General features: G+C 64.8%; 20 protein-coding genes. 9 read left to right on the forward strand and 11 right to left on the reverse strand.

The window, feature by feature from the left end:
* Window positions 1–80 precede the first annotated feature (80 nt).
* Window positions 81–527: an endonuclease domain-containing protein gene (locus JJE66_RS10200; RefSeq protein WP_200514147.1), complete on the forward strand. Its 447-nt coding sequence runs from the start codon at window positions 81–83 to the stop codon at window positions 525–527.
* Window positions 524–2,932 carry a phenylalanine--tRNA ligase subunit beta gene (gene pheT / locus JJE66_RS10205; protein WP_200514148.1) on the forward strand — a complete coding sequence of 803 codons (2,409 nt, stop codon included), beginning with the start codon at window positions 524–526 and terminating at the stop codon, window positions 2,930–2,932. The genes JJE66_RS10200 and pheT overlap by 4 nt, the downstream gene beginning before the upstream one ends.
* 93 nt (window positions 2,933–3,025) lie before the next feature.
* Here pheT and JJE66_RS10210 read toward each other — a convergent pair whose 3' ends face one another.
* A complete protein-coding gene (locus JJE66_RS10210; protein WP_200514149.1) occupies window positions 3,026–4,423 on the reverse strand; it encodes an NAD(P)/FAD-dependent oxidoreductase in 1,398 nt (465 codons plus the stop codon).
* A 190-nt stretch (window positions 4,424–4,613) separates the two neighbouring features.
* Between JJE66_RS10210 and JJE66_RS10215 the strand changes: the two genes are divergently transcribed.
* The gene (locus JJE66_RS10215; protein WP_200514150.1) at window positions 4,614–5,597 is read left to right on the forward strand and encodes a YiiX/YebB-like N1pC/P60 family cysteine hydrolase; all 984 of its coding nucleotides are present in this window, start codon (window positions 4,614–4,616) and stop codon (window positions 5,595–5,597) included.
* A 39-nt stretch (window positions 5,598–5,636) separates the two neighbouring features.
* Here JJE66_RS10215 and JJE66_RS10220 read toward each other — a convergent pair whose 3' ends face one another.
* Window positions 5,637–5,912 (reverse strand): metal-sensitive transcriptional regulator, encoded by a 276-nt coding sequence (locus tag JJE66_RS10220; RefSeq protein WP_063685637.1) that lies wholly within the window; start codon window positions 5,910–5,912, stop codon window positions 5,637–5,639.
* A gap of 50 nt (window positions 5,913–5,962) precedes the next feature.
* On the opposite strand from JJE66_RS10220, the gene JJE66_RS10225 reads away from it, so the two are divergent.
* Both JJE66_RS10225 and nikR read left to right on the forward strand, forming a co-directional pair.
* Window positions 5,963–8,419 (forward strand): heavy metal translocating P-type ATPase, encoded by a 2,457-nt coding sequence (locus JJE66_RS10225; protein ID WP_200514151.1) that lies wholly within the window; start codon window positions 5,963–5,965, stop codon window positions 8,417–8,419.
* Window positions 8,420–8,608: 189 nt separating this feature from the next.
* Window positions 8,609–9,055 carry a nickel-responsive transcriptional regulator NikR gene (gene nikR, locus JJE66_RS10230; protein WP_200514152.1) on the forward strand — a complete coding sequence of 149 codons (447 nt, stop codon included), beginning with the start codon at window positions 8,609–8,611 and terminating at the stop codon, window positions 9,053–9,055.
* 73 nt (window positions 9,056–9,128) lie between these two features.
* On the opposite strand, the gene JJE66_RS10235 is transcribed toward nikR, so the two are convergent.
* Entirely contained in the window at window positions 9,129–10,772 is a 1,644-nt protein-coding gene (locus tag JJE66_RS10235; RefSeq protein ID WP_200514153.1) for a protease pro-enzyme activation domain-containing protein, read from the reverse strand.
* Between the two features lie 270 nt (window positions 10,773–11,042).
* On the opposite strand from JJE66_RS10235, the gene JJE66_RS10240 reads away from it, so the two are divergent.
* Together JJE66_RS10240 and JJE66_RS10245 are read left to right on the forward strand one after the other, a co-directional pair.
* Window positions 11,043–12,215 (forward strand): hypothetical protein, encoded by a 1,173-nt coding sequence (locus JJE66_RS10240; RefSeq protein WP_200514154.1) that lies wholly within the window; start codon window positions 11,043–11,045, stop codon window positions 12,213–12,215.
* An 86-nt stretch (window positions 12,216–12,301) separates the two neighbouring features.
* The gene (locus tag JJE66_RS10245) at window positions 12,302–13,042 is read left to right on the forward strand and encodes a sulfate transporter family protein (RefSeq protein WP_200514155.1); all 741 of its coding nucleotides are present in this window, start codon (window positions 12,302–12,304) and stop codon (window positions 13,040–13,042) included.
* Between the two features lie 274 nt (window positions 13,043–13,316).
* On the opposite strand, the gene nth is transcribed toward JJE66_RS10245, so the two are convergent.
* Entirely contained in the window at window positions 13,317–14,111 is a 795-nt protein-coding gene (gene nth, locus JJE66_RS10255; RefSeq protein ID WP_200514156.1) for an endonuclease III, read from the reverse strand.
* A 22-nt stretch (window positions 14,112–14,133) separates the two neighbouring features.
* Here nth and JJE66_RS10260 point away from each other — a divergent pair, with 22 nt between their 5' ends.
* Window positions 14,134–14,652: a DUF2244 domain-containing protein gene (locus JJE66_RS10260; protein WP_200515319.1), complete on the forward strand. Its 519-nt coding sequence runs from the start codon at window positions 14,134–14,136 to the stop codon at window positions 14,650–14,652.
* A gap of 54 nt (window positions 14,653–14,706) precedes the next feature.
* A complete protein-coding gene (locus JJE66_RS10265; protein ID WP_200514157.1) occupies window positions 14,707–15,603 on the forward strand; it encodes a bifunctional helix-turn-helix domain-containing protein/methylated-DNA--[protein]-cysteine S-methyltransferase in 897 nt (298 codons plus the stop codon).
* 154 nt (window positions 15,604–15,757) lie between these two features.
* On the opposite strand, the gene JJE66_RS10270 is transcribed toward JJE66_RS10265, so the two are convergent.
* From JJE66_RS10270 to dnaJ, 7 genes are all read right to left on the reverse strand, one after another.
* The gene (locus JJE66_RS10270; RefSeq protein ID WP_200514158.1) at window positions 15,758–16,381 is read right to left on the reverse strand and encodes a 2,3-bisphosphoglycerate-dependent phosphoglycerate mutase; all 624 of its coding nucleotides are present in this window, start codon (window positions 16,379–16,381) and stop codon (window positions 15,758–15,760) included.
* A gap of 23 nt (window positions 16,382–16,404) precedes the next feature.
* Complete coding sequence (gene dapB / locus JJE66_RS10275) at window positions 16,405–17,220, reverse strand: 4-hydroxy-tetrahydrodipicolinate reductase (RefSeq protein WP_200514159.1); 816 nt, start codon at window positions 17,218–17,220, stop codon at window positions 16,405–16,407.
* A 122-nt stretch (window positions 17,221–17,342) separates the two neighbouring features.
* Complete coding sequence (locus JJE66_RS10280; protein ID WP_200514160.1) at window positions 17,343–17,654, reverse strand: DUF1330 domain-containing protein; 312 nt, start codon at window positions 17,652–17,654, stop codon at window positions 17,343–17,345.
* A gap of 22 nt (window positions 17,655–17,676) precedes the next feature.
* Window positions 17,677–18,387, reverse strand: coding sequence for an orotidine-5'-phosphate decarboxylase (pyrF, locus tag JJE66_RS10285; RefSeq protein WP_200514161.1), 711 nt, complete (start codon window positions 18,385–18,387; stop codon window positions 17,677–17,679).
* A 6-nt stretch (window positions 18,388–18,393) separates the two neighbouring features.
* The gene (locus JJE66_RS10290; protein ID WP_200514162.1) at window positions 18,394–18,972 is read right to left on the reverse strand and encodes an NADPH-dependent FMN reductase; all 579 of its coding nucleotides are present in this window, start codon (window positions 18,970–18,972) and stop codon (window positions 18,394–18,396) included.
* Between the two features lie 57 nt (window positions 18,973–19,029).
* A complete protein-coding gene (locus JJE66_RS10295; RefSeq protein WP_200514163.1) occupies window positions 19,030–19,629 on the reverse strand; it encodes a class I SAM-dependent methyltransferase in 600 nt (199 codons plus the stop codon).
* A gap of 88 nt (window positions 19,630–19,717) precedes the next feature.
* Complete coding sequence (dnaJ, locus tag JJE66_RS10300) at window positions 19,718–20,845, reverse strand: molecular chaperone DnaJ (RefSeq protein WP_200514164.1); 1,128 nt, start codon at window positions 20,843–20,845, stop codon at window positions 19,718–19,720.
* Between the last annotated feature and the right edge of the window lie 243 nt (window positions 20,846–21,088).

Consider the following 21,088-nt stretch of genomic DNA (forward strand, 5'->3'; position numbering starts at 1 on the left):
CAGCTACGCCGGCGCTCGGACTCCCTCTCCCGCTTGCGGGGGAGGGTTGGGGTGGGGGTCTCTCCACGATGGGGTTGCTAATGGTTGATCCTGAACATCCGGACTGGAAGGTGTCAGCACATTTGCGTGCAAATGCACGCGCACTTAGACGCGACTCGACTGATGCCGAACGAATCCTGTGGTCGGAGCTGCGCGGTAACCGGCTGAATGGCGCAAGCTTTCGTCGCCAGGTGCCGATCGAGCGCTACGTCGCCGATTTCATCTGCCACGCGGCCAAGCTCGTCATCGAACTCGATGGCGGCCAACACTTCTCGGATAAGGGCGAGCGCGCCGATGCACGGCGATCCGCTGCGATCGAAGCGAAGAGCTTCAAGGTACTCCGCTTCAGCAATCTCGACGTCATGTCCAACCGTGCCGGCGTTCTCGAAACAATCGCGACCACCATCGCGGAGAGAGCCCCCACCCCAACCCTCCCCCGCAAGCGGGAGAGGGAGCAGACCGTCTCCGTGGAGAAAAAACAGCCATGAAATTCACCCTCTCTTGGCTGAAGGATCATCTCGACACCGACGCGCCGCTGGACAAGCTCGCGGACAAGCTCACCATGATCGGGCTCGAGGTCGAGAACATCGAGGACAAGGCGAAGGCGCTGAAGGCTTTCACCATCGCGAAGGTGATCTCGGCCGAGCAGCATCCCAATGCCGATCGGCTGCGCGTCTGCATGGTCGACACCGGTGACGGTGGCGCGCCGGTGCAGGTGGTGTGCGGCGCGCCGAATGCGCGCGCGGGGCTCGTCAGCGTATTCTCGCCGCCCGGGACCTACATTCCCGGCAAGGACATCACCCTCGGTGTCGGCACCATTCGCGGCGTCGAGAGCCGCGGCATGTTGTGCTCGGCCGCCGAGTTGCATATCTCCAACGACCATGACGGCATCATGGAATTGCCGGCTGATGCGCCGATCGGTGCTGGCTACGCCGAATGGGCCGCGCTTGGCGATCCCGTGATCGAGATCAACCTGACGCCGAACCGGCAGGACTGCACCGGCGTGCACGGCATCGCGCGCGACCTCGCCGCCGCCGACATGGGCAAGTTCAAAGATCCCTCCATCAAGCCGATCAAGGGCGAATTCCCGTGTCCGGTGAAGGTGACGGTCGAGGACGCCGCGCTGTGCCCGGGTTTTGCGCTGCGCCTCGTGCGCGGCGTCAAGAACGGTCCGTCGCCGGAATGGCTGCAGAAGCGGCTGACCGCGGTCGGACTGCGCCCGATCAATGCGCTGGTCGACATCACCAACTTCATGACCTACGACCGCGCGCGTCCGCTGCACGTGTTCGACGCCAAGAAGGTGGTGGGCAATCTCGTCGTGCGCCGCGCCCGCGACGGCGAGGCGCTGCTCGCACTCGACGGCCACGCCTACAATCTCGATCCCTCGATCTGCGTGATCGCAGACGAGCACGGCGTCGAATCGCTCGCCGGCATCATGGGCGGCGAGGCCTCGGGCTGCGACGAAAACACCACCGACGTGCTGATCGAATCGGCGCTGTGGAACGAGATCAACGTCGCCCAGACCGGCCGCAAGCTCGGCATCAATTCGGATGCGCGCTATCGTTTCGAACGCGGCGTCGATCCGGCCTTCATGGTGCCCGGGCTGGAGCTCGCCACCAGGCTGGTGATGGAGCTGTGCGGCGGCGCGCCGTCGGAGAACGTCGTGGTCGGCAAGACCTTTGGCGACGATCGCGTGATCGATTTCCCGCTCACCGAGGTCAAGCGTCTCTCCGGCATCGAGGTGCCGCAGGTCGAGATGAAGCTCATCCTGACCCGTCTCGGCTTCATGATGGCCGGACCCGGCCCCGTCGTGAAGGTCGCGGTGCCGTCGTGGCGCACGGACGTGCACGGCAAGGCCGACATCGTCGAGGAGGTCGTCCGCATCTATGGCGTCGACAAGGTGCCGATGACGCCGTTCGAGCGTGGCGAAGACGCGCGCAAGCCGGTGCTGACGCCGCTGCAGCTTCGTACCCGCCGCACCAGGCGCGCGCTCGCAAGCCGCGGCATGACCGAGGCCGTGACGTGGTCGTTCATCACCAAGCCTGCGGCAAGACTGTTCGGCGGCGGGCAGCGCGAGCTTGAAGTCGCCAACCCGATCGCCGCTGATCTCTCCGACATGCGGCCGAGCCTGTTGCCGGGCCTGGTCGCAGCCGCACAGGCCAATGCCGATCGCGGTTTCGGCGACGTCGTGCTGTTCGAGGTCGGCCAGGTTTTCAAGGGCGATCGCCCGCAGGATCAGTTCATGGCCGCGAGCGGCATGCGCCGCGGCCTGGCGTCGTCGGAAGGCCTGGGACGGCACTGGTCGGGTTCGGCGCAGGCCGATGTGTTCGACGCCAAGGCCGATGCGCTAGCGGTGCTGGCTGCCGCCGGCGCGCCGATGCAGGCGCTCCAGATCGTCGCCGGCGGCCCCGCCTGGCTGCATCCGGGCCGCTCCGGCACGATCCAGATCGGACCGCAAAACGTGCTCGGCACTTTCGGCGAGATGCATCCGCGCGCGCTGGAAGCGCTTGGCGCCGACGGCCCACTTGTCGTGTTCGAGGTGATCCTCGACCGCGTCCCCGAGGCCAAGAAGAAGCCGACTCGCGCCAAGCCGTTGATCGAGCTGTCGGCATTCCAGCCGGTGTCACGCGATTTCGCCTTCATCGTCGACCGCACCGTGAAGGCCGGCGACATCGTGCGCGCCGCCGGGGGCGTCGACAAGAAGCTGATCACCGGCGTCAACGTGTTCGACGTCTATGAAGGCAAGGGCATCGACGACGGCAAGAAGTCGATCGGCATCGCGGTGACGATCCAGCCGCGCGAGAAGACGCTGACCGACCAGGAGATCGACGCCGTCGCCACGAAGATCGTGGCCGAGGTCACGAAGAAAACCGGCGGTACGTTGAGGGCATGATACCGAAAACTGCGAACACGAGTCTTCGCCAAACCACTCCCTGGGGTAATGAGTCCTGGATCTGCGCTGCGCTTGTCCAGGACGACGAATAACTCAATTCGCCCGCGGCCGCGGCGCGCGGCGACGCTTCGTTGACTGCGTCGGCACGTCCGCCGGCTCGTCCCTCAGCGCGCCGATCTTGCGCAGCGCTGCGTCCGCCGCACGCTCGCCGCTTTCCCAGGCGCCGTCGACCGTGCCCCAGAGCGTCTCATGCGTGGCCTCACCGGCGAGGAAAATGTTGCCGATCGGCTCGGTCAAGACTTTTCGCGAGAGCTGTCCGCCGGGCGAGGCCGCCGACATCGCGCCCATGACATAGGGCGAGGCGTTCCAGCGCGTCGCAGCGGTCTTCTGCACGTTGGCCGCCGCCTCGCTGCCGAACAGCTTCGTGATCCACTCCTTCGCGAAGGCTGCCATCGCCGGCACGCCCTGCGCGGAGAGATCGCGGCCGAACGAGCCGCCGACATCGATAGCGCAGAGCGAGGAGCCACCGATATTGGCGAACATCAGTGCGGTGCGCGTCGAGTTGCTCTGCTCGATCAGAATGTCATCGCGCGAGAGGCCGAGCGGATTGCCCGGCAGCTGCAGCACAATGTGATCGTAGCTGCCGAGCGTGAGCTTTGACGCCGCATCGAGCGTGCGCTTGGGGATGTCGGGCGCGAACTTGATCGCGCCGCTCGTGAGCACATTGGTCGAGACCGTGACGATGGCGGCGCGCGCGGCGATCTTGCCGGCTTGGGTCTCGACGCTGACGTCGCGATTGCTCCAGACGATCCGGCTCGCCGGCGTCGCCAGCGCGACCGGCGCCGGCTCGCCAAGCTTGGCGATTAGAGTGCCGAGACCCTGGCGGCAGGCGATCGGGGCATTGCGATCCTGCGCGCGCGCCTTGTCGATCGCCGACAGCTCCTTCAGATCCTTGCCCGCGAAGCTCGCACCGAGCACGAACTCGGCCGCGCCCGCCCAATCGCCGAGATCCTTCGGCAGCACCGACGCGCACGCGGTATCGAGCTTGCCACGCGCGGCGTCGTCGATGGCCCGATTGGCGCGCACCAGCGCTGCCAAGAACTCCTCGGTCTCGCCGGCGCGGGCGTTGCGGCGGCCGATGCGCATCTTCTGACCGGCCGGCGCGGGCGAGACGTCGAGCCCGAGGCTGCGCGCGAGGCGGATCATCGGATTGGTGTCGGGATTGTGCATCCAGCGCGCGCCGAGATCGAACGGCACGTCAAAGGTCGTGCTATTGGTGATGCAACGCCCACCGATCCGCGATGCGGCTTCGACCACCACGACCCTGCGATTGGCCGCCATGATGCGCCGCGCCGCAGCGATGCCGGCCGCACCCGCACCGATCACGACAATGTCAGCTTCGCGCGGCAGCGGCGCGCCCGTGGCGCCCAGGACCGGCATCGCGGCGAAGCCCGCCGACGCCGATAGGAAGCTGCGGCGCGTGATTGTCATGTCATGGTTTCCGGAGACTTGCGGCGAACGGGAACAGCCCCAGAACCTTGCCGCATCTGATGTTGCGCAGCAACCATCATGGTGAATCAATCATGCTTGAGCTCACAGAGCCATGAACCGAATTGCAACAGGTTTCGACCATGCTACAGATGGAAAAAAGACGGCCGGAAAAGACCGTTGGGGAGAGTTCATGGGGACGGTCCTAGATTCAGTCGGCAAGGTGATAGCCGCGTACCTCTCGAAGGAGGTGCCGGGCTACGAGCCGTTCACGCCGAGCGACCCCGAGCACCTGCGCGGCGTGATCCAGCCCGGCGACGTGATTCTGGTCGAGGGCAACAACCGCATCTCCGGCATCATCAAATATCTGACGCAGTCGACCTGGTCGCATGCCGCGCTCTATGTCGGCCCGGTCGAGGGCGCATCGGAGCCTGACGGCGAACCGCATGTGCTGATCGAGGCCAATATCGGCGAGGGCGTCACCTCCGCGCCGCTATCGAAATATTTTCCCTATCACACCCGCATCTGCCGCCCGGTCGGGCTGTCCTACGAGGACCGCACCACGGTCTGCCGTTACGCGATCAATCGCATCGGCTTCGGCTACGACACCAAGAACATCATCGATTTGATGCGCTTCCTGTTCCCGCTACCGGTGCCGCAGCGCTGGCGGCGGCGCATGATCGCGATCGGCTCGGGCGATCCGACCAAGATCATCTGCTCGGCGCTGATCGCGCAGGCGTTCGACGCCGTGCGTTATCCGATCCTGCCGAAGATCACCAAGGCGGGCAGCCGCGCTGCTCGCCGCGAGATCCTGCACATCCGCGATTCCTCGCTCTACATGCCCCGCGACTTCGACATCTCGCCCTATTTCGAAGTGGTCAAACCCACCATCGTGCATGGCTTCGACTACACAGCCTTGCACTGGGCCGACAAGCAAAAGCCGCTCGAGGAGGTAGCGGGCTCCTTCGGGGTGTTTCCAGAAACGATCAGTGCGCCGCCGCTCGTTCCTGAAGCGATTGACGAAGAAGCGCCGGGTCAAGTTCCGGCTGAGCAAGTAAGCGCGCAGGGCGCAGAGATGGTCGAGCCCATCACCGTCTCCGGGCATTTCCCGCTGCTGAAACGGCTCGCGATGTACCGCCCAAGACGGCGGGGACGAACGCGCGAGAGGGCAGCGTAGGTCAGTCCGGGTCGTCCCGGGAAAGCCAGGACGAGAACCCTACCGCTCCGCCCGCCCGATCACTGCCATCAGCTCCGCGATCTTCTCGCGCTGATCGGCCTTGTCGCCGCTCGAGATAGCGTGCTCGACGCAATGGGCGACGTGATCCTTCAAGACCTCTTCCTCAACCCGGCGCAGCGCGGCGCGCACGGCCGAGATCTGCGTGACGATGTCGATGCAATAGCGGTCCTCCTCGACCATTTTTGAGAGGCCGCGAACCTGGCCCTCGATCCGGCCGAGACGTTTTCCGACTGATGCCTTGATGTCCTTGCGCATGGGGCCTATATACCCCCCTAGGGTATATGTTGCAAGGCCGGAGCATTGGGATGAACGACGCCAAACACAATCATCACCACAATTCAGACGCTGCTTCCGGATGCGGCTGTTCTTCCAAGACGACACCGCCCGCTCCCAAGCCCGAGGCCTCATCCTGTTGCGGCGGCCACGGCGATCATGCCGGCCATGCCCATCATCGTGAGCACGGCGCAGCCGCGACAAAAGCCCTCGATCCCGTCTGCGGCATGACGGTCGATCCCGCGACCTCAAAGCACCGCTTTGAGCATCACGGCGAGACCTTCCATTTCTGCTCGGCCGGCTGCCGCACGAAATTCGCCGCCGATCCCGCAAAGTATCTTGCTAAAACGAAAGCGCCCGAGCCGGAGATGCCGACAGGCACTATCTACACCTGTCCGATGCATCCGGAGATCCGCCAGGTCGGACCCGGCACCTGCCCGATCTGCGGCATGGCGCTGGAGCCGGAAGTGGCGAGCCTGGAAACCGGCCCCAATCCCGAACTCGCCGACATGACACGGCGATTCTGGATCGGCGGCGCACTGGCGCTGCCCGCGGTGGTGCAGGAAATGGGCGGCCATCTCGCCGGTCCGCACAACTGGATCGACCCGACGCTGTCGAACTGGATCCAGCTCGTCTTCGCCACGCCCGTCGTGGTCTGGGCCGGCTGGCCGTTCTTCGTCCGCGGCTGGCAGTCGCTGCTCTCCCGCAACCTCAACATGTTCACGCTGATCGCGATGGGCACGGGCGTCGCCTATGTCTACAGCCTGATCGGCACCATCGCGCCGCAGATTTTCCCCGACACCTTCCGCGGCCATGGCGGCGCGGTTTCTGTCTATTTCGAAGCGGCCGCCGTCATCACCGTCTTGGTTTTGCTCGGCCAGGTGCTGGAACTGCGCGCCCGTGACGCGACGTCCGGCGCAATCAAGGCGCTGCTACAGCTCGCGCCGAAGACCGCGCGCCGCGTCGAGCCTGATGGCAACGAGCACGAGGTCGAGATCGATACGCTCCATGCCGGCGACCGCTTGCGCGTTCGTCCCGGCGAGAAGGTGCCGGTCGATGGCATCATTCTCGAGGGCCGCTCCTCGCTCGATGAATCCCTCGTGACAGGCGAATCCATGCCGGTCACCAAGGAGGTCGACGCCAAGGTGATCGCGGGTACGCTCAACCAGTCCGGCAGCTTCATCATGCGCGCGGACAAGGTCGGGCGCGAGACGCTGCTGTCGCAGATCGTCCAGATGGTCGCGGACGCGCAGCGCTCGCGCGCGCCGATCCAGCGGCTGGCCGACCAGGTCGCGGGCTGGTTCGTGCCGACGGTCATCGCCGTCGCTGTCGTTGCGTTCGCAGCCTGGGCCTGGTTCGGGCCGGAGCCGCGGCTCGCCTTCGGCCTCGTCGCCGCCGTCAGCGTGCTGATCATCGCCTGCCCCTGCGCGCTGGGGCTGGCGACCCCGATGTCGATCATGGTCGGCGTCGGCCGCGGCGCGCATGCCGGCGTCCTGATCAAGAATGCCGAAGCGCTGGAGCGGATGGAGAAGATCGACACGCTCGTGGTCGACAAGACCGGCACGCTGACCGAAGGCAAGCCCAAAGTCGTGTCGATCATGCCGGCGGCCGGCTTTGCCGAGGACGACGTCCTTCGGCTTGCGGCCAGCGTCGAGCGCGCCAGCGAACATCCACTCGCTGACGCCATCCTGCGCGCGGCGAAGGAGAAGCAGCTTTCGCTGAGCCAGGTGGAAGAGTTCGATTCGCCAACCGGCAAGGGCGCGACCGGCAAGATCGACAGCAAGACCATCGTGCTCGGCAACGCAAAATACCTGTCGTCGATCGGAATCGACACCCGGGCGCTCGACGCCGAGGCCGAACGTCTGCGCGGCGACGGCGCGACCGTCATCAACATGGCGATCGACGGCGTGCTCGCCGGCCTGTTCGCGATCGCCGATCCGGTCAAGGCCTCGACCCCGGAGGCGCTGAAGGCGCTCGCCGCCGAGGGCATCAAGGTGATCATGTTGACCGGCGACAACCGCACCACGGCGGAAGCCGTCGCGCGCCGGCTCGGCATCGCCGATGTCGAGGCCGAGGTGCTGCCGGACCAGAAGAGCGCAGTCGTTACAAAACTGCAAAAGGCCGGTCGCAGCGTCGCGATGGCCGGCGACGGCGTCAACGACGCCCCGGCGCTGGCGGCGGCCGATGTCGGCATCGCCATGGGCACCGGCACCGATGTGGCGATGGAGAGCGCCGGCATCACCCTGCTGAAGGGCGACCTCACCGGCATCGTCCGCGCGCGAAAGCTGTCGCAGGCGACGATGGGCAATATCCGGCAAAACCTGTTCTTTGCCTTCATCTACAACGCCGCCGGCATTCCGATCGCCGCCGGCATCCTCTATCCCGCCTTCGGCGTGCTGCTGTCGCCGATCATCGGGGCCGCCGCGATGGCGCTGTCCTCGGTGAGCGTGGTCGGCAATGCGCTGCGGCTGCGCGCAACCCGGCTGTGATATGGAGGTGCGCTCCCTCGCCCCGCTTGCGGGGAGAGGGTTGGGGTGAGGGGGAGTCTCCACAGGGACGGTAAGAGTTGCATTCGCGGAGAGTCCCCCTCACCCGGAATTCAAGCTACGCTTGAATTCCGACCTCTCCCCGCGAGCGGGGCGAGGTAAGAGAGACCGGCTGAAGGCGTAGGGGCATTCATGCAACGCATCACCATCACGATCGAGGACGATTTGCTGGCGGAGATCGATGCCGCAGCCGAAGCGCGCGGCTACCAGAACCGCAGCGAGATCATTCGCGATCTCGCGCGCGCCGGGCTTCAGCAATCGACCGAGGACACCGCGCAGAGCGGTCACTGCGTCGCCGGCCTCGTCTATGTCTACGACCACGCCGCGCGCGATCTCTCAAAGCGCCTGGTGCAGGAATTCCACGGCCATCACGACCTCGCGCTGGCAACCCTGCACGTCCATCTCGACGACAACAATTGCATGGAGATGACGGCGCTGAAGGGCACAGCCGGCGAGGTCAAGCATTTCGCCGACCACATCATCGCCGAACGCGGCGTGCGCTACGGCCGTGTGGTGATGATCCCGACGGACGAGAGGAAGCCGGCGAAACCACGCAAGCACGGGCACCGGCACGAATAGGCTTCAAATCACATAGACGGTGCAAACCCCTCTCCCCGTCAGAACGGGGAGAGGGAGAAGAGCGTCTGCGAACTCACGCGGCCAGCAGGTTCTGCAACGCGGCGCCGTTGGGGACGCCAAGGCCGGAACACGCGTCCCAGCCGGGGCCGGCCTTGTACATGCCGTGCAGGGAGCCGGTGATGTCGTTGTTGCCGATCGTGATGTCGCGGAACACGCCTTGCGCGTGCGAGGCGTAGATCAGCGGGTTGATGAAGCCGACCGTCTTGCCGAATTTCTTGGTCGTGGCCTCGTTGATGCGGGCGATCAGTCCGGCCATCAGCGGCGCCACCGCGCTGGTGCCGCCGATCGTGGTCATGACGCCGTTGAGGAAGATCTGGTAGCCGGTCGCGGGATCGGCATCGCCGGAAACGTCGGGCACGCCGCGCCCGACCGAGTGCGATGGTGATTTCGGCACATGGGCGTTGGCCTGGTATTGCGGCCTGGGGAATACAATGCTGACGCCGCCGCCACCCGCGCCATCCTGCGGGCCACCGTTCCAGACCGTTTCGGTGATCGTGCCGTTCGACGCCCTCAGATTGGTGCCGCCACAGGCCAGTGCAAATGGGCTGGAAGCCGGGAAGTCTGCGTGCGGCTTGCCGTCCCAGCCCTGCGCCATGTCCGCCGAGCCTTTGTCGCCGGCGGCGACGCAAACGGTGACGCCCATCGCGGCGGCATCACGGATCGCCTCGTTGAGGCCATCGACGAACTGCTGCGAGCCCGCCGGATCTTCCGGTCCGCCCCAGCTTATCGAGATCACCGAGGGTTTTCGCGCGGTGTCGTGGACCGCGGCCTTCACCGCATCGATGAAGCCGTTGGTGGTGTTGGGCGCGAAATAGACCACGATCCTGGCACCGGGCGCGATCGCGCCGGCGACCTCGATATCGAGCACGACCTCGCCGTCGGCATCGGAATGGCCGGGCTTGTTGGCGCCGCCGTCGACGCTCGCGGGCGCGATCTGCGGCATCGGAATGCCGGCCTTCTTGAAGAAGCTCTTCAGGTCCGAGGTCTTGTAGCCGGCACCGGTGGGATGGCCCTTCTGGTCGATGTCGTTGAGTTCGATGATGGCGATGCACTGGCCTGCGCCGGTCTCGTCACCCGGGAAGTTGTAAAGCTGGGCAATCTGTTCGACCGAGAAGCTGCCGCCCTGCCCCGCGCGCGCCGTCGCGTTTTTTTTCGCCATCGTGCGCCGGAAGTGCGGCTGCGCCACCGGCCGATTGTCCAGGCCGTGCACGCCGACCACGATGCCTTCGAGCTCGGCCGGGATCTGCACATTGCCCTTGCGCATCCGGTACATCGCGCCGTCATGCCGGACCTTGTTGAGCTTGACGCCGAAGGCCGCGCTCATCGCCTTCACAGTCCCGGTGAGCTTCACCGTGCGGGAGGCCAGGTGCACGCTCTTGACGTTGAGCTCGTGGTGATGGGCAAATTCGTCGATCTTGGCGACGTCGGCCGTATCGGCGCCCATCTGCTGGGCGAACTCGGTGCGGGAAAGATAGTCCCGCTCGCGCGGCGGTTGCGCGCCGAGCGCCATCACCTGCGCGTCGTCGGCGCGCTTGGCACGCAGGCGGACGCTGATCTCGATTTCCTGTTTGGGATCGGCCGCGCCGACGAGCTTGGCCCCCTTCGGCAATTTCCGGGCGCTGTTCACCAACGCGACTTTCCTGGTCGAGCTTGCCATGACTTCCTCCGTTTGTGATTGGAAGGCGAATTGTCACATCTCAACTATAGGTGTAATCTCAGCGACGAATTGGTTCAGACGATTGATCGATTTTTTTCAGAAGTACTCTAGTTTGGCAGAGCCAAACCTCCCTCGCCTCATATCGGCACGAAATCGGTCAATAGCCCGGACCATTCGGTGCCTACGATTTCGATCTAAGATTGCAACCGTTGGCCTGCTTGGCCGACCAATGAAAGACGCTTGTCCGAAATAATTGGCGGAGACCGCGCGATGCCTGCTGACCGCAAATGGGTTGAGAGAAATCTCGGGTTCGATCCGATCACCACACCGCCGCCACGCGAGACCTTCGTGGTCAAGCGCATCGCGGATGCCGCCGTGAAGAAGACCGCGAAGGTCACGCCGGAAGACTTTCAGCGCGAGATCATCGATTTCGATTCCGAATCGACCGAAGGCCGCGAATTCCTGGCCTTCTCGACCGCGACCGGGCTGTCGCGCTTCACCGACATTCCGTGGCCCAAGGGCCTTGCGCCGCAGACCGGGCCGAAGCCCGCAGGTGACGGCAATGGCCCGCTGCCGCGCGCCGACGTGCTGGTCGTGACCTGGACCGTCGACGAGGGCCACGCGCTCAGCCGGGTGCTGACGCCGGGCAAGGATTCGCGCAACGACTATTTGCCCTACACGCACAATTACGCAACGATCTCCATGAAGATGCGCAACGGCTGCCCGGCCAAGGAGCTGAAACGGCTCGGCGCCTTCTGGACCACGACGATCGGCAAGAAGACGGTCGTGGTCTTCAAGTCCGATTCGCACATGTCGCAGGATGGCCCGCAGCTGCCGAACATCGACGTCTGGCGCCAGATCCTCACCGAGGTGCAGCCCACGCTCGTCATCACCACGGGCACGGCCGGCGGCATCGGCAAGGCGGTCGAGGTCGGCGACGTCATCGTCAGCCCGATCGTGCGCTTCGACTGCCTGTCGAAGTTCAAGAAGCAGCCCTTTGCGCAGGGGCATTTTTCCAGCGAGCCGGCCAAGACGGCGAAATTCGCGCAGGCCAAGACCCTGTTCAAGGCCAATGCCGGGCAATTGCCGAAGACCAACACCCGCGCGCCGAAGATCTTCATCACCAAGCCGAGCGAGCTGTCGTCGTCCGTCGTGACCACCGATTTCTTCGGCTTCGACACCTCGGATAATCATTTTAAGCTGCAGGGGCTCGGAGACGTCTCCGAGATGGGCGACGCCATCCTCGGCCTCGTGGCGCAGGAGATGGGCGCCAAGGCGCCGCGCTGGCTTGCGATCCGCAACGTCTCGGATCCGCAGATCAAGGCCGAAGGCACGCTGAAGCAGCAGGAGCAGGTCGCCGCCCAGATCTACAAGGGGTTCGGCCGCTGGAGCACGGTCTGTAGCGCCATCACTTGCTGGGCCAGCATCGTCGCGGAGCCTTAGGCCGGAGGCGAGACAAGGTCAGCGTCCCTTGCCGAAGCGGTCTGGGGTGTCTACCTCTCGCGGGTGGTTTCGTGAGGGGTAGTTCCATGCTGGATGCCGCCATCAAGGCGCTGTCGCAAATGTTGTCGCCGCCGATGCGCTCGATCCTGTGGCGATCGATCGGGCTCGCCTTGGTGCTGATCGTCGTGCTGGCGATCGGGTTGCAGCGGCTGTTGAGCTGGTTCGCGACCTATGGCGAGGTTTGGCTGGAAGGCCTGCTCGGACCGAGCTGGCACACGTCGCTCGACGTGCTGGCCTGGATCATCTCGATCGCGGCGGGTCTCGGCGTCGTGTTCGGCAGCGTGTTCCTGATGCCCGCCATCACCTCGCTGGTGGCGAGCTTCTTCGTCGACGACGTCGCCGACATCGTCGAACGCGAATATTATCCCGCCGAGCGGCCGGGCACAGCGTTGCCGTTCAACCAGGCGATCGCCGAGGGCATCAAGACCGCGCTGCTGACGATTCTGGTCTATCTCATCGCGCTCCCGCTGGTGTTCCTGGCCGGCGCCGGTTTCCTGGTCTTCTTCCTCGCCGCGGCCTGGCTGTTGGGACGCGAATATTTCGAGCTTGCCGCAATGCGCTTCCGCTCACCGGAGGACGCCAAGGCAATGCGGCGCGACAATGCCGCGACGATTTTCACCGCGGGTCTCTTCATCGCGGCCTTCGTCTCGATCCCGGTTGTGAACTTGGCGACGCCGATCTTCGCAATGGCCTTCATGGTCCACATGCACAAGCGCCTGTCGGGCTCGCGGCCGGAGCTGATCGAGCCGGCGCGCTCGATGCGGTGAGACTTATCAGGCCACCTTTACCCCGCACTTTCGCAGCAGCATCTTGGCGAAACCAAACGGCGCCGGCGTGAACGGGCCCGGCGGCGCGCGGGTGATCAGCGCGATGAAGCCGAGCGCGGCCATCGCGCGATGATGATCAGCGGCGTCGTCGACTGCCCAACCACTTGCAGCAGGACGATGCCGGCGAAATCTTCCCGCGCTCAATCATGCGTGAGCTGCGTGCCCCAAAACTGACTTGCTTCACATCGTTCCGGAAAGACGGGCGAATACTGCCTCAGACCGTCTTCTCCGGCCATCGGCAAAGATCGTTGATCAGGCATACCTCGCAGCGCGGCTTGCGCGCGAGGCAGGTGTAGCGGCCATGCAGGATCAGCCAATGATGGGCATGCAGCATGAATTCGGACGGGATCACTTTTTCCAACCCGAGCTCGACTTCGAGCGGCGTCTTGCCGGGCGCGATCCCGGTGCGATTGCCGACACGGAAGACATGCGTGTCGACCGCCATGGTGTGCTCGCCAAAGGCCATGTTGAGCACGACATTGGCTGTCTTGCGGCCGGCGCCCGGTAACGACTCGATCTCCGCGCGTGTCCGCGGCACCACGCCGCCGAACTCGGCGAGCAGCTTGGCCGACAGTGCGATCACGTTCTTCGCCTTGGTGCGGTAGAGGCCGATGGTCTTGATGTAGTCGCGCAAACGCTCTTCGCCGAGATCGAGCATCTTCTGCGGGGTGTCGGCGACCTCGAACAATGTGCGTGTCGCCTTATTGACCCCGGCGTCGGTCGCCTGCGCCGAGAGCACCACGGCGACCAACAGTGTGAAAGGATTGACGTGCTCGAGCTCGCCTTTCGGCTCCGGATTGGCTTTGCGGAAACGGCTGAAGACCTCGTGGATCTCCGCCGGCGTCCAAGGTCTTGTGGACTTCGATTTTGTAGGTTTGGGTTTTGCGGCCTTGGTCTTCACCGGCGCCGATTTCTTAGCGGAAGACTCGGGCTTTGCCGCGGCCATTTTTGCCGTCTTCTTCGTCGCGGCCGCCTTGCGCGGGACCGGCTTGCGGATGATTTTCGCCATGATCGGGATATACTGAGGGATGATGAGCACAGGCAACGAAATTGAGCGCGAGGAGGACGTGCAGATCCTGTCCGCGCGGCTGACGCCACATCGCTCGCTGAACCGCACCGGCTTTCTCGCCGTAATGCTGTTTTTGAGCGTGGTCAGCTTCGTCACCGGCATCGCGTTCCTGATGATGGGGGCTTGGCCGGTGTTCGGCTTCTTCGGCCTCGACGTGCTGGTGATCTGGTGGGCTTTCAAGGTCAATTTCCGCGCCGCGCGTGCGAGCGAAGAGATCGTGGTCACTCCGACCGAGTTGCGCGTGCGACGTGTCAGCTACCGCGGCCAGGTCGCCGAATGGACCTTCAATCCGCTCTGGGTCCGGCTCGACCAGGAGGTCGACGAGGACTTTGGCCTCGAACACCTCTATCTGATTTCGCGCGGCCGCCGGATCCAGATCGCCGGTTTTTTGGGACCGGAAGAAAAGGCTAGTTTTTACAAAGCCTTGGTCGAAGCGCTGAACGCCGCCAGGCGCGGGCCGACCTATAATCCGGTCAACTGAGCGCAGTCGGAAATCGGGTGGTTTCGAAGCCTCCCCTCTCCTACATTTCCGGTCATGATGACACTCGCCATACATGACCAGCGCCTGGCCAAGCCGGGCCCCCAGAACGCCGCGCTACGCGACTATGATTCCGTGCGCCGGGCCATCGCCTTCATCTCGGAGAAGTGGCGCGCGCAGCCGACCATCGAGGCGATGGCGGATGCGGCCGGCGTGACGCCGGACGAGCTGCACCATCTGTTCCGTCGCTGGGCGTCGATCACACCGAAGGCCTTCATGCAGGCGCTCACCCTGGACCACGCGAAGGGCCTGCTGCGGGACTCCGCGAGCATTCTCGACGCGGCACTCGATTCTGGGCTCTCCGGCCCGGGCCGGCTGCACGATCTCTTCGTCACCCATGAGGCGATGTCGCCGGGCGAATGGAAGAACGGCGGCGCCGGATTGACCTTGCGCTACGGCTTTCATCCGTGTCCGTTCGGCACCGCGATCGTGATCGCGACCGATCGCGGCCTGTCGGGCCTTGCCTTTGCCGATCCCGGCGAGGAGAAGGCTGCGCTTGCCGACATGACGCGGCGCTGGCCGAACGCCACTTACGTCGAGGACCATGAAGGCACCGCGCCGCTGGCGCAGCGCATCTTCGACACCAAACTGTGGCGGCCGGACCAGCCGCTGCGCGTGGTGCTGATCGGCACCGATTTCGAGGTGCGGGTGTGGGAGACGCTGCTCCGGATTCCGATGGGACGCGCCGTGTCCTATTCCGATATCGCCTGCAACATCAAAAACCCGAAGGCGTCGCGCGCCGTCGGTGCTGCCGTCGGCAAGAACCCGGTCTCCTTCGTCGTGCCCTGCCACCGCGCACTCGGCAAGAGCGGCACGCTCACCGGCTACCATTGGGGCATCACCCGCAAACAGGCGATGCTGGGCTGGGAGGCCGGGCAGCTGGGGATGCAGTGACCCTTCTCCCTCGCTCCGCCTGCGGGGAGAGGGGTGGGGTGAGGGGGAGTCTCCGCAGCGACGGTGACAGTCGGACTCGCGGAGAGTCCCCCTCACCCGGATTGCATCTTCGATGCAATCCGGCCTCTCCCCGCAAGCGGGGAGAGGCGAAGAGCTACCCCGCCAGGTCCAGCTTCGAGGCCACCGTCGAATCCGCATTGAGCCGATAAATAATCGGCACACCGGTCGCGAGCTCGCGCTTCAAGATGCCTTCGGGCGAGAGCTTTTCCAGCACCATGATCAGCGCGCGCAGCGAGTTGCCGTGGGCGGCAACCAGGGTGCGCTTGCCATTGAGCACGCCGGGCAGGATCTCCTGAACGTAATACGGCAGCGCCCGCGCCAGCGTATCCTTCAGGCTTTCGCCGCCGGGCGGCGGCACATCGTAGGAGCGGCGCCAGATCAGCACTTGGTCCTCGCCCCATTTCTTGCGCGCGTCGTCCTTGTTGAGGCCGGAGAGATCGCCATAGTCGCGCTCGTTCAGCGCGAGGTTCTTCGATGTCGGCAGGCCTTTCTGGCCGAGCTCATCGAGGATGAGGTCGAGCGTGTGCTGCGCGCGCGTCAGCACTGAGGTGTAGGCGACGTCGAACACGAGTCCCTGTGCCTTCAACTTGCGGCCGGCCTCGGAGGCTTCCTTGACGCCGAGCTCGGTGAGGTCTGGATCCTTCCAGCCGGTGAACAGGTTCTTCAGATTCCATTCGCTCTGGCCGTGCCGCACCAGCACGAGAAGACGTTCGCTCATAGACTGCTTTCCGTTGGCTGATTTCAGATATCTGCAAGGCCGAGCACGTCGGCCATCGAATAATGCCCCGGCTTCTTGCCATGTGCCCACAGGGCCGCCTTCAGCGCGCCGTGCGCGAACAGCATGCGGTCTTCGGCGAGATGCGACAGCGTCAAGCGCTCGAACGGGCCGAGGAAGGTGACGCTGTGCTCGCCGGCGACGGTGCCGCCGCGCAAACTGGCAAAGCCGATCGCGCCCGGCTTGCGCGCGCCGGTGATGCCGTCGCGGCCGCGTTCCGCATTGTTCTCGAGCGAGATGCCGCGGCCGGCCGCCGCCGCCTGCCCCAGCATCAACGCGGTGCCGGAGGGCGCATCGATCTTCATGCGGTGATGGGCTTCGACGATCTCGATGTCAAAACTCTCGTCGAGCGCCTTGGCGACGCGCTTGACCACCGCGGCGAGCAGATTGACGCCCAGGCTCATATTGCCGGACTGCACCACGACCGCGCGGTTGGTGACGCTCTTGATCACGGCGTTGTCGGAGCCCGACAGCCCGGTGGTGCCGATGACATGGACGAGCCCGCGTTCGGCGGCGATCGCGACATTGGCGATGGTCGCGGCCGGCACGGTGAAATCCAGAATGCCGTCGGCGTCTTTCGACATCGCCCAGAGGTCGGCGGACACCTTGATCCCGTTGGCAGGCAGGCCTGCGAGCATGCCGGCATCCTTGCCGAGCAACTCGGAGCCCGGCGCCTCCAGGGCGCCCACCACAACCGCGCCTTTGCTGTCGGCAATCGCCCGCGTCAGCGCGCGGCCCATCCGGCCGCCGGCCCCAGCAACAATCAAGCGCATGTCTGACATGGTGCGATCCTCTCAGATGCGTTGTAGCGGGGGGAGGCAGTTCCGGCAACCGAGGGGGATTGGGCAGGGTCGCGCCTTCACCCTCCCCCTCCAGGGACCCTCCAGGGGAGGGTGAAGGCGCCTCAGCCGTCCGACGGCTGCGGGCCGTCATAGCCCTCGATGATGATAAGGTCGGCGATCGCGTGCGGCTGACGCACCTTGATGTTGGCCTGGTATTCCGGCGAATTGTAGCAGGCGATCGCGGTCTTGTAGTCCGGGAATTCGATCACGACGTTGCGGGTGCGGCTGGCGCCCTCGACGGTGGTGAACTTGCCGGCGCGGACGACGAAGCGGCCACCCCATTTCTTGAAGATCGGACCGTTGGCGACGGCGTAGGGCTTATAGCCCTCGTCATTGCTGACATCGACGCGCCCGATCCAGTAGCCTTTTGCCATTGTTGTTCTCCTTGGTCGTTACTCAGCCAAGTGCTTGCGCAATCTCGGCTTGAATGGCCTCCGCGATCGCCTTCGGGTCCGAGGCTTCCACCACCGGCCGACCGACGACGAGATAATCGGCGCCCGCGGCAATTGCACGACCGGGCGTCATGATGCGCTTCTGGTCGCCGGTTGCCGAACCCGCCGGGCGAATGCCGGGCGTGACGAGACGCATCTGGTGGCCGACGATCTTGCGCAGGTGACCTACTTCCTCAGGCGAGGACACCAGCCCGTCAATGCCAAGCACCTGCGCCTGCTGCGCGCGGGCTTCGACGAGCTCGGAGACGCCGAGCCGGTAGCCGGCCGCGTGCAGATCGTCCTCATTGTACGAGGTCAGCACCGTGACGGCGAGGATCTTCAGCTTCGAGCTGCCGCGGCCTTCGACGGCGCCCTTCATGGTCTGCGGATAAGCATGCACGGTGAGGAAGGTCGCACCTAGCTTTGTGATGCTCTCGACGCCTTGCGTCACGGTGTTGCCGATGTCGTGCAGCTTGAGATCGAGAAAGACTTTCTTGCCCTTGTCGGCAAGCTTCGCGACCAGCGGCAAGCCGCCGGCATAAGCGAGGCGATAGCCGATTTTGTAGAAAGTGACGCTGTCGCCGAGCCAGTTGATCATCGCCTCCGCGGCATCAACGCTGGGCAAATCGAGCGCAACGATCAGGCGGTCCTTCGGGACGATTTCGGCTGGCGTCATGTCACCTCACATCATGCGTTGGGAAATGTCGATCAACTGCCGCACCATCTCCTTCAGCCCGTCGCTGTCGGCCTGGTTCTTGAGCCTGTCCATATCGTCATAGGCCTGGTCGGCAAAGGCGAGCGTGAGCTGGCTGGCGATCACATTGGCGTGGCAGGAGGTCAGGATCAGCCGCAACGCCTGCAGCGCACGGGCGGCGCCGAGCCGGCTCTGCGAGGCACCGGCGAGCGCGAAGGCACGGCTGCGGAAGACGTCGCCGCGCGCCTCGTGCGGATCTTGCACGCGGCTCACCCAGTCGATCGCGTTCTTCAGGAGCGGCGGCACCGAGGCGTTGTATTCAGGCGAGACGATCAGCACGCCATGATGCGCGCCGATCATGCGCTTGAGATTGATCGCGTGCTTGGGCACGCCGGACTTGGCCTGGATGTCGCCGTCGTAGATCGGCAGCGGAAAATCGGCGAGCGAGATGCGGGTGGTGTCGACGCCGGCCTGGGCGAATTCATAGCTCGCTACCGCCGCCAGCTTCGCGTTGTGCGAGCCGGTGCGGAGCGAGCCGGGAATGACCAGGATTTTGGGTGCGGACATCCGCTTCCATACGTTCGGCGAAACGAGCCCGCCGCGCATGAGAGGAAGCCGGCGGAATTAGTCCTTGCGATACACCCAGACGCGGGCCGGCGGAAGGTTCATCCAGATCCGTTCCGAGGCCTCTGTGGACACGCCTGGCAGCGATTTCGGGATCGGCGGCACCACGGCATAGGTGAACTGGACGAAGGGCGCGCCGGGCGCGAGCGCCGTGAAGGCGTCGCGAATGAGCCGCAGCCGCGTCAGCATCGGTTTCGTGACCAGCGGCAGGCCGGAAACCACCGCAGATGCCGGGGCACTCAGCACATTCCAGAGCGTGTCGCGCAGACGATAGGCATCGCCCTGCACCACTTTGGCCTGCGGATAGCGGTCGCGCAGCAGCGCGCAGAAGCCTGGATTGTATTCGACGAGGACGAGACGCTTTTGGTCGACGCCACGCTGAACCAGCGCCGAAGTGATGGCGCCGGTGCCGGGCCCGAGCTCGACCACCGGTGCATCCGAATTGATATCGACGTAACGGGCCATGGTCCGGGCGAGCAGCTTGCCTGACGGCATCACCGCGCCCATGTGGAGGGGCTTTTCGATCCACGATCTTAGAAAGCGCACCTCGTCGTCAAGACGGGGCTTCTTCAACGCACGCGCGGACGATGGCAATGGCATGTCAGGACCGGCCGGGACCGCGTGACCGCGGCGTGTCAGAAAATGGTCATAAACAGGTATAGCCCGAAGGCGGTACGGTCAAGCCGGCTCAACTCGCCCGATTACCGAAGAAATCCTTGACCTTGGTGAAGAAGCCCTCGGATTCCGGTTGGGTGTTACCGGAGGAAAGTTTGTCGAACTCGGCCAGCAATTCCTGCTGCTTCTTGGTGAGGTTCTGCGGAGTCTCGACCACGACCTGGACGTACATGTCGCCCATCTGGCGCGAACGCAGCACGGGCATGCCTTTTGATGCAATGCGGAATCGACGGGCGGACTGGGTGCCGGCGGGCACCTTCACCTTGGCCTTGCCCTTGTCGATGGTCGGCACCTCGAATTCGCCGCCGAGCGCCGCGGTCACCATCGAGATCGGCACGCGGCAATGCAAATCGGCGCCGTCGCGCTGGAAGAACTGGTGCTGGGCCAGCGACAGGAAGATGTAGAGGTCGCCGGGCGGGCCGCCGCGGACGCCGGCTTCGCCTTCGCCGGCGAGCCTGATCCTGGTGCCATCCTCGACGCCTTGCGGAATGTTGACCGACAGATTCCGTTCGCGGGTGACCCGGCCCTGACCCGAACAGGACGGGCAGGCATCCTCGATCATCTGGCCGCGGCCCTGGCAGCCGGGGCAAGTGCGCTCGAGGGTGAAGAAGCCCTGCGACTGTCGCACGCGGCCGGCGCCGCCGCAGGTCGAGCAGGCCTTCGGCTTTGTACCGGCCTTGGCGCCGATCCCCGAGCAGGCTTCACAGGTGACGGAGACCGGAATCTCGATCTGCGCGGTCTTGCCGCCGAAGGCTTCCTCGAGGGTGATTTCCATGTTGTAGCGCAAATCGGCGCCACGCTCGCGGCCGCCACGGCCGCGCTGTCCGGCCATGCCGAACAGATCTTCGAAGATGTCTGAGAAGGAGGAGGCGAAGCCCGCGCCGAAGCCGGCGCCGCCACCGGGACCACCCTGCTCGAAGGCAGCATGGCCGAAACGGTCATAGGCCGCGCGCTTGTCCTTGTCTTTCAGGACCTCGTAGGCCTCGTTGATTTCCTTGAACTTGACCTCGCTGGTGTCATCCCCCGGATTGCGGTCGGGATGAAATTTCATCGCAAGCTTGCGGAAGGACGATTTCAAGGCGGAATCGTCGGCAGAGCGTTCGACTTCGAGGGTTTCGTAATAGCAGCGCTTGGTGGACATGTCTGACCCGGTCTATCCAATCGCGATTCAAGTCGGAGCGAAACGACGTCGCCACGCGACGATATAGGCGGCCTTCCGCTGATCGGCAGAGGGCTGCATGGCTGCATTGAGCATAGCTATAGGGAATTGATCGATCGTAACGGGCAAACCGCCCGTCGAGCCCGACACGAAGGCCTCCCCCCTGAGGGGAGAGGCCGATTGAGCGTGTGGGATCCAAGCCGTCCGCATCATGACCCTCTTGGG

This window comes from Bradyrhizobium diazoefficiens, assembly GCF_016612535.1.
Lineage (GTDB): Bacteria > Pseudomonadota > Alphaproteobacteria > Rhizobiales > Xanthobacteraceae > Bradyrhizobium > Bradyrhizobium diazoefficiens_C.

Bases quoted from the DNA above. Each gene is read 5' to 3' on its own strand.
- JJE66_RS10235 (WP_200514153.1), bottom strand. From the start codon at position 10,772: ATGGCAAGCTCGACCAGGAAAGTCGCGTTGGTGAACAGCGCCCGGAAA.
- JJE66_RS10290 (WP_200514162.1), bottom strand. From the start codon at position 18,972: ATGTCCGCACCCAAAATCCTGGTCATTCCCGGCTCGCTCCGCACCGGC.
- nikR (WP_200514152.1), top strand. From the start codon at position 8,609: ATGCAACGCATCACCATCACGATCGAGGACGATTTGCTGGCGGAGATC.
- nth (WP_200514156.1), bottom strand. From the start codon at position 14,111: ATGGCGAAAATCATCCGCAAGCCGGTCCCGCGCAAGGCGGCCGCGACG.
- JJE66_RS10240 (WP_200514154.1), top strand. From the start codon at position 11,043: ATGCCTGCTGACCGCAAATGGGTTGAGAGAAATCTCGGGTTCGATCCG.
- dnaJ (WP_200514164.1), bottom strand. From the start codon at position 20,845: ATGTCCACCAAGCGCTGCTATTACGAAACCCTCGAAGTCGAACGCTCT.
- JJE66_RS10225 (WP_200514151.1), top strand. From the start codon at position 5,963: ATGAACGACGCCAAACACAATCATCACCACAATTCAGACGCTGCTTCC.
- JJE66_RS10220 (WP_063685637.1), bottom strand. From the start codon at position 5,912: ATGCGCAAGGACATCAAGGCATCAGTCGGAAAACGTCTCGGCCGGATC.
- JJE66_RS10295 (WP_200514163.1), bottom strand. From the start codon at position 19,629: ATGCCATTGCCATCGTCCGCGCGTGCGTTGAAGAAGCCCCGTCTTGAC.
- JJE66_RS10265 (WP_200514157.1), top strand. From the start codon at position 14,707: ATGATGACACTCGCCATACATGACCAGCGCCTGGCCAAGCCGGGCCCC.
- JJE66_RS10210 (WP_200514149.1), bottom strand. From the start codon at position 4,423: ATGACAATCACGCGCCGCAGCTTCCTATCGGCGTCGGCGGGCTTCGCC.
- JJE66_RS10270 (WP_200514158.1), bottom strand. From the start codon at position 16,381: ATGAGCGAACGTCTTCTCGTGCTGGTGCGGCACGGCCAGAGCGAATGG.
- JJE66_RS10280 (WP_200514160.1), bottom strand. From the start codon at position 17,654: ATGGCAAAAGGCTACTGGATCGGGCGCGTCGATGTCAGCAATGACGAG.
- pheT (WP_200514148.1), top strand. From the start codon at position 524: ATGAAATTCACCCTCTCTTGGCTGAAGGATCATCTCGACACCGACGCG.
- pyrF (WP_200514161.1), bottom strand. From the start codon at position 18,387: ATGACGCCAGCCGAAATCGTCCCGAAGGACCGCCTGATCGTTGCGCTC.
- JJE66_RS10200 (WP_200514147.1), top strand. From the start codon at position 81: ATGGTTGATCCTGAACATCCGGACTGGAAGGTGTCAGCACATTTGCGT.
- JJE66_RS10260 (WP_200515319.1), top strand. From the start codon at position 14,134: ATGAGCACAGGCAACGAAATTGAGCGCGAGGAGGACGTGCAGATCCTG.
- dapB (WP_200514159.1), bottom strand. From the start codon at position 17,220: ATGTCAGACATGCGCTTGATTGTTGCTGGGGCCGGCGGCCGGATGGGC.
- JJE66_RS10245 (WP_200514155.1), top strand. From the start codon at position 12,302: ATGCTGGATGCCGCCATCAAGGCGCTGTCGCAAATGTTGTCGCCGCCG.
- JJE66_RS10215 (WP_200514150.1), top strand. From the start codon at position 4,614: ATGGGGACGGTCCTAGATTCAGTCGGCAAGGTGATAGCCGCGTACCTC.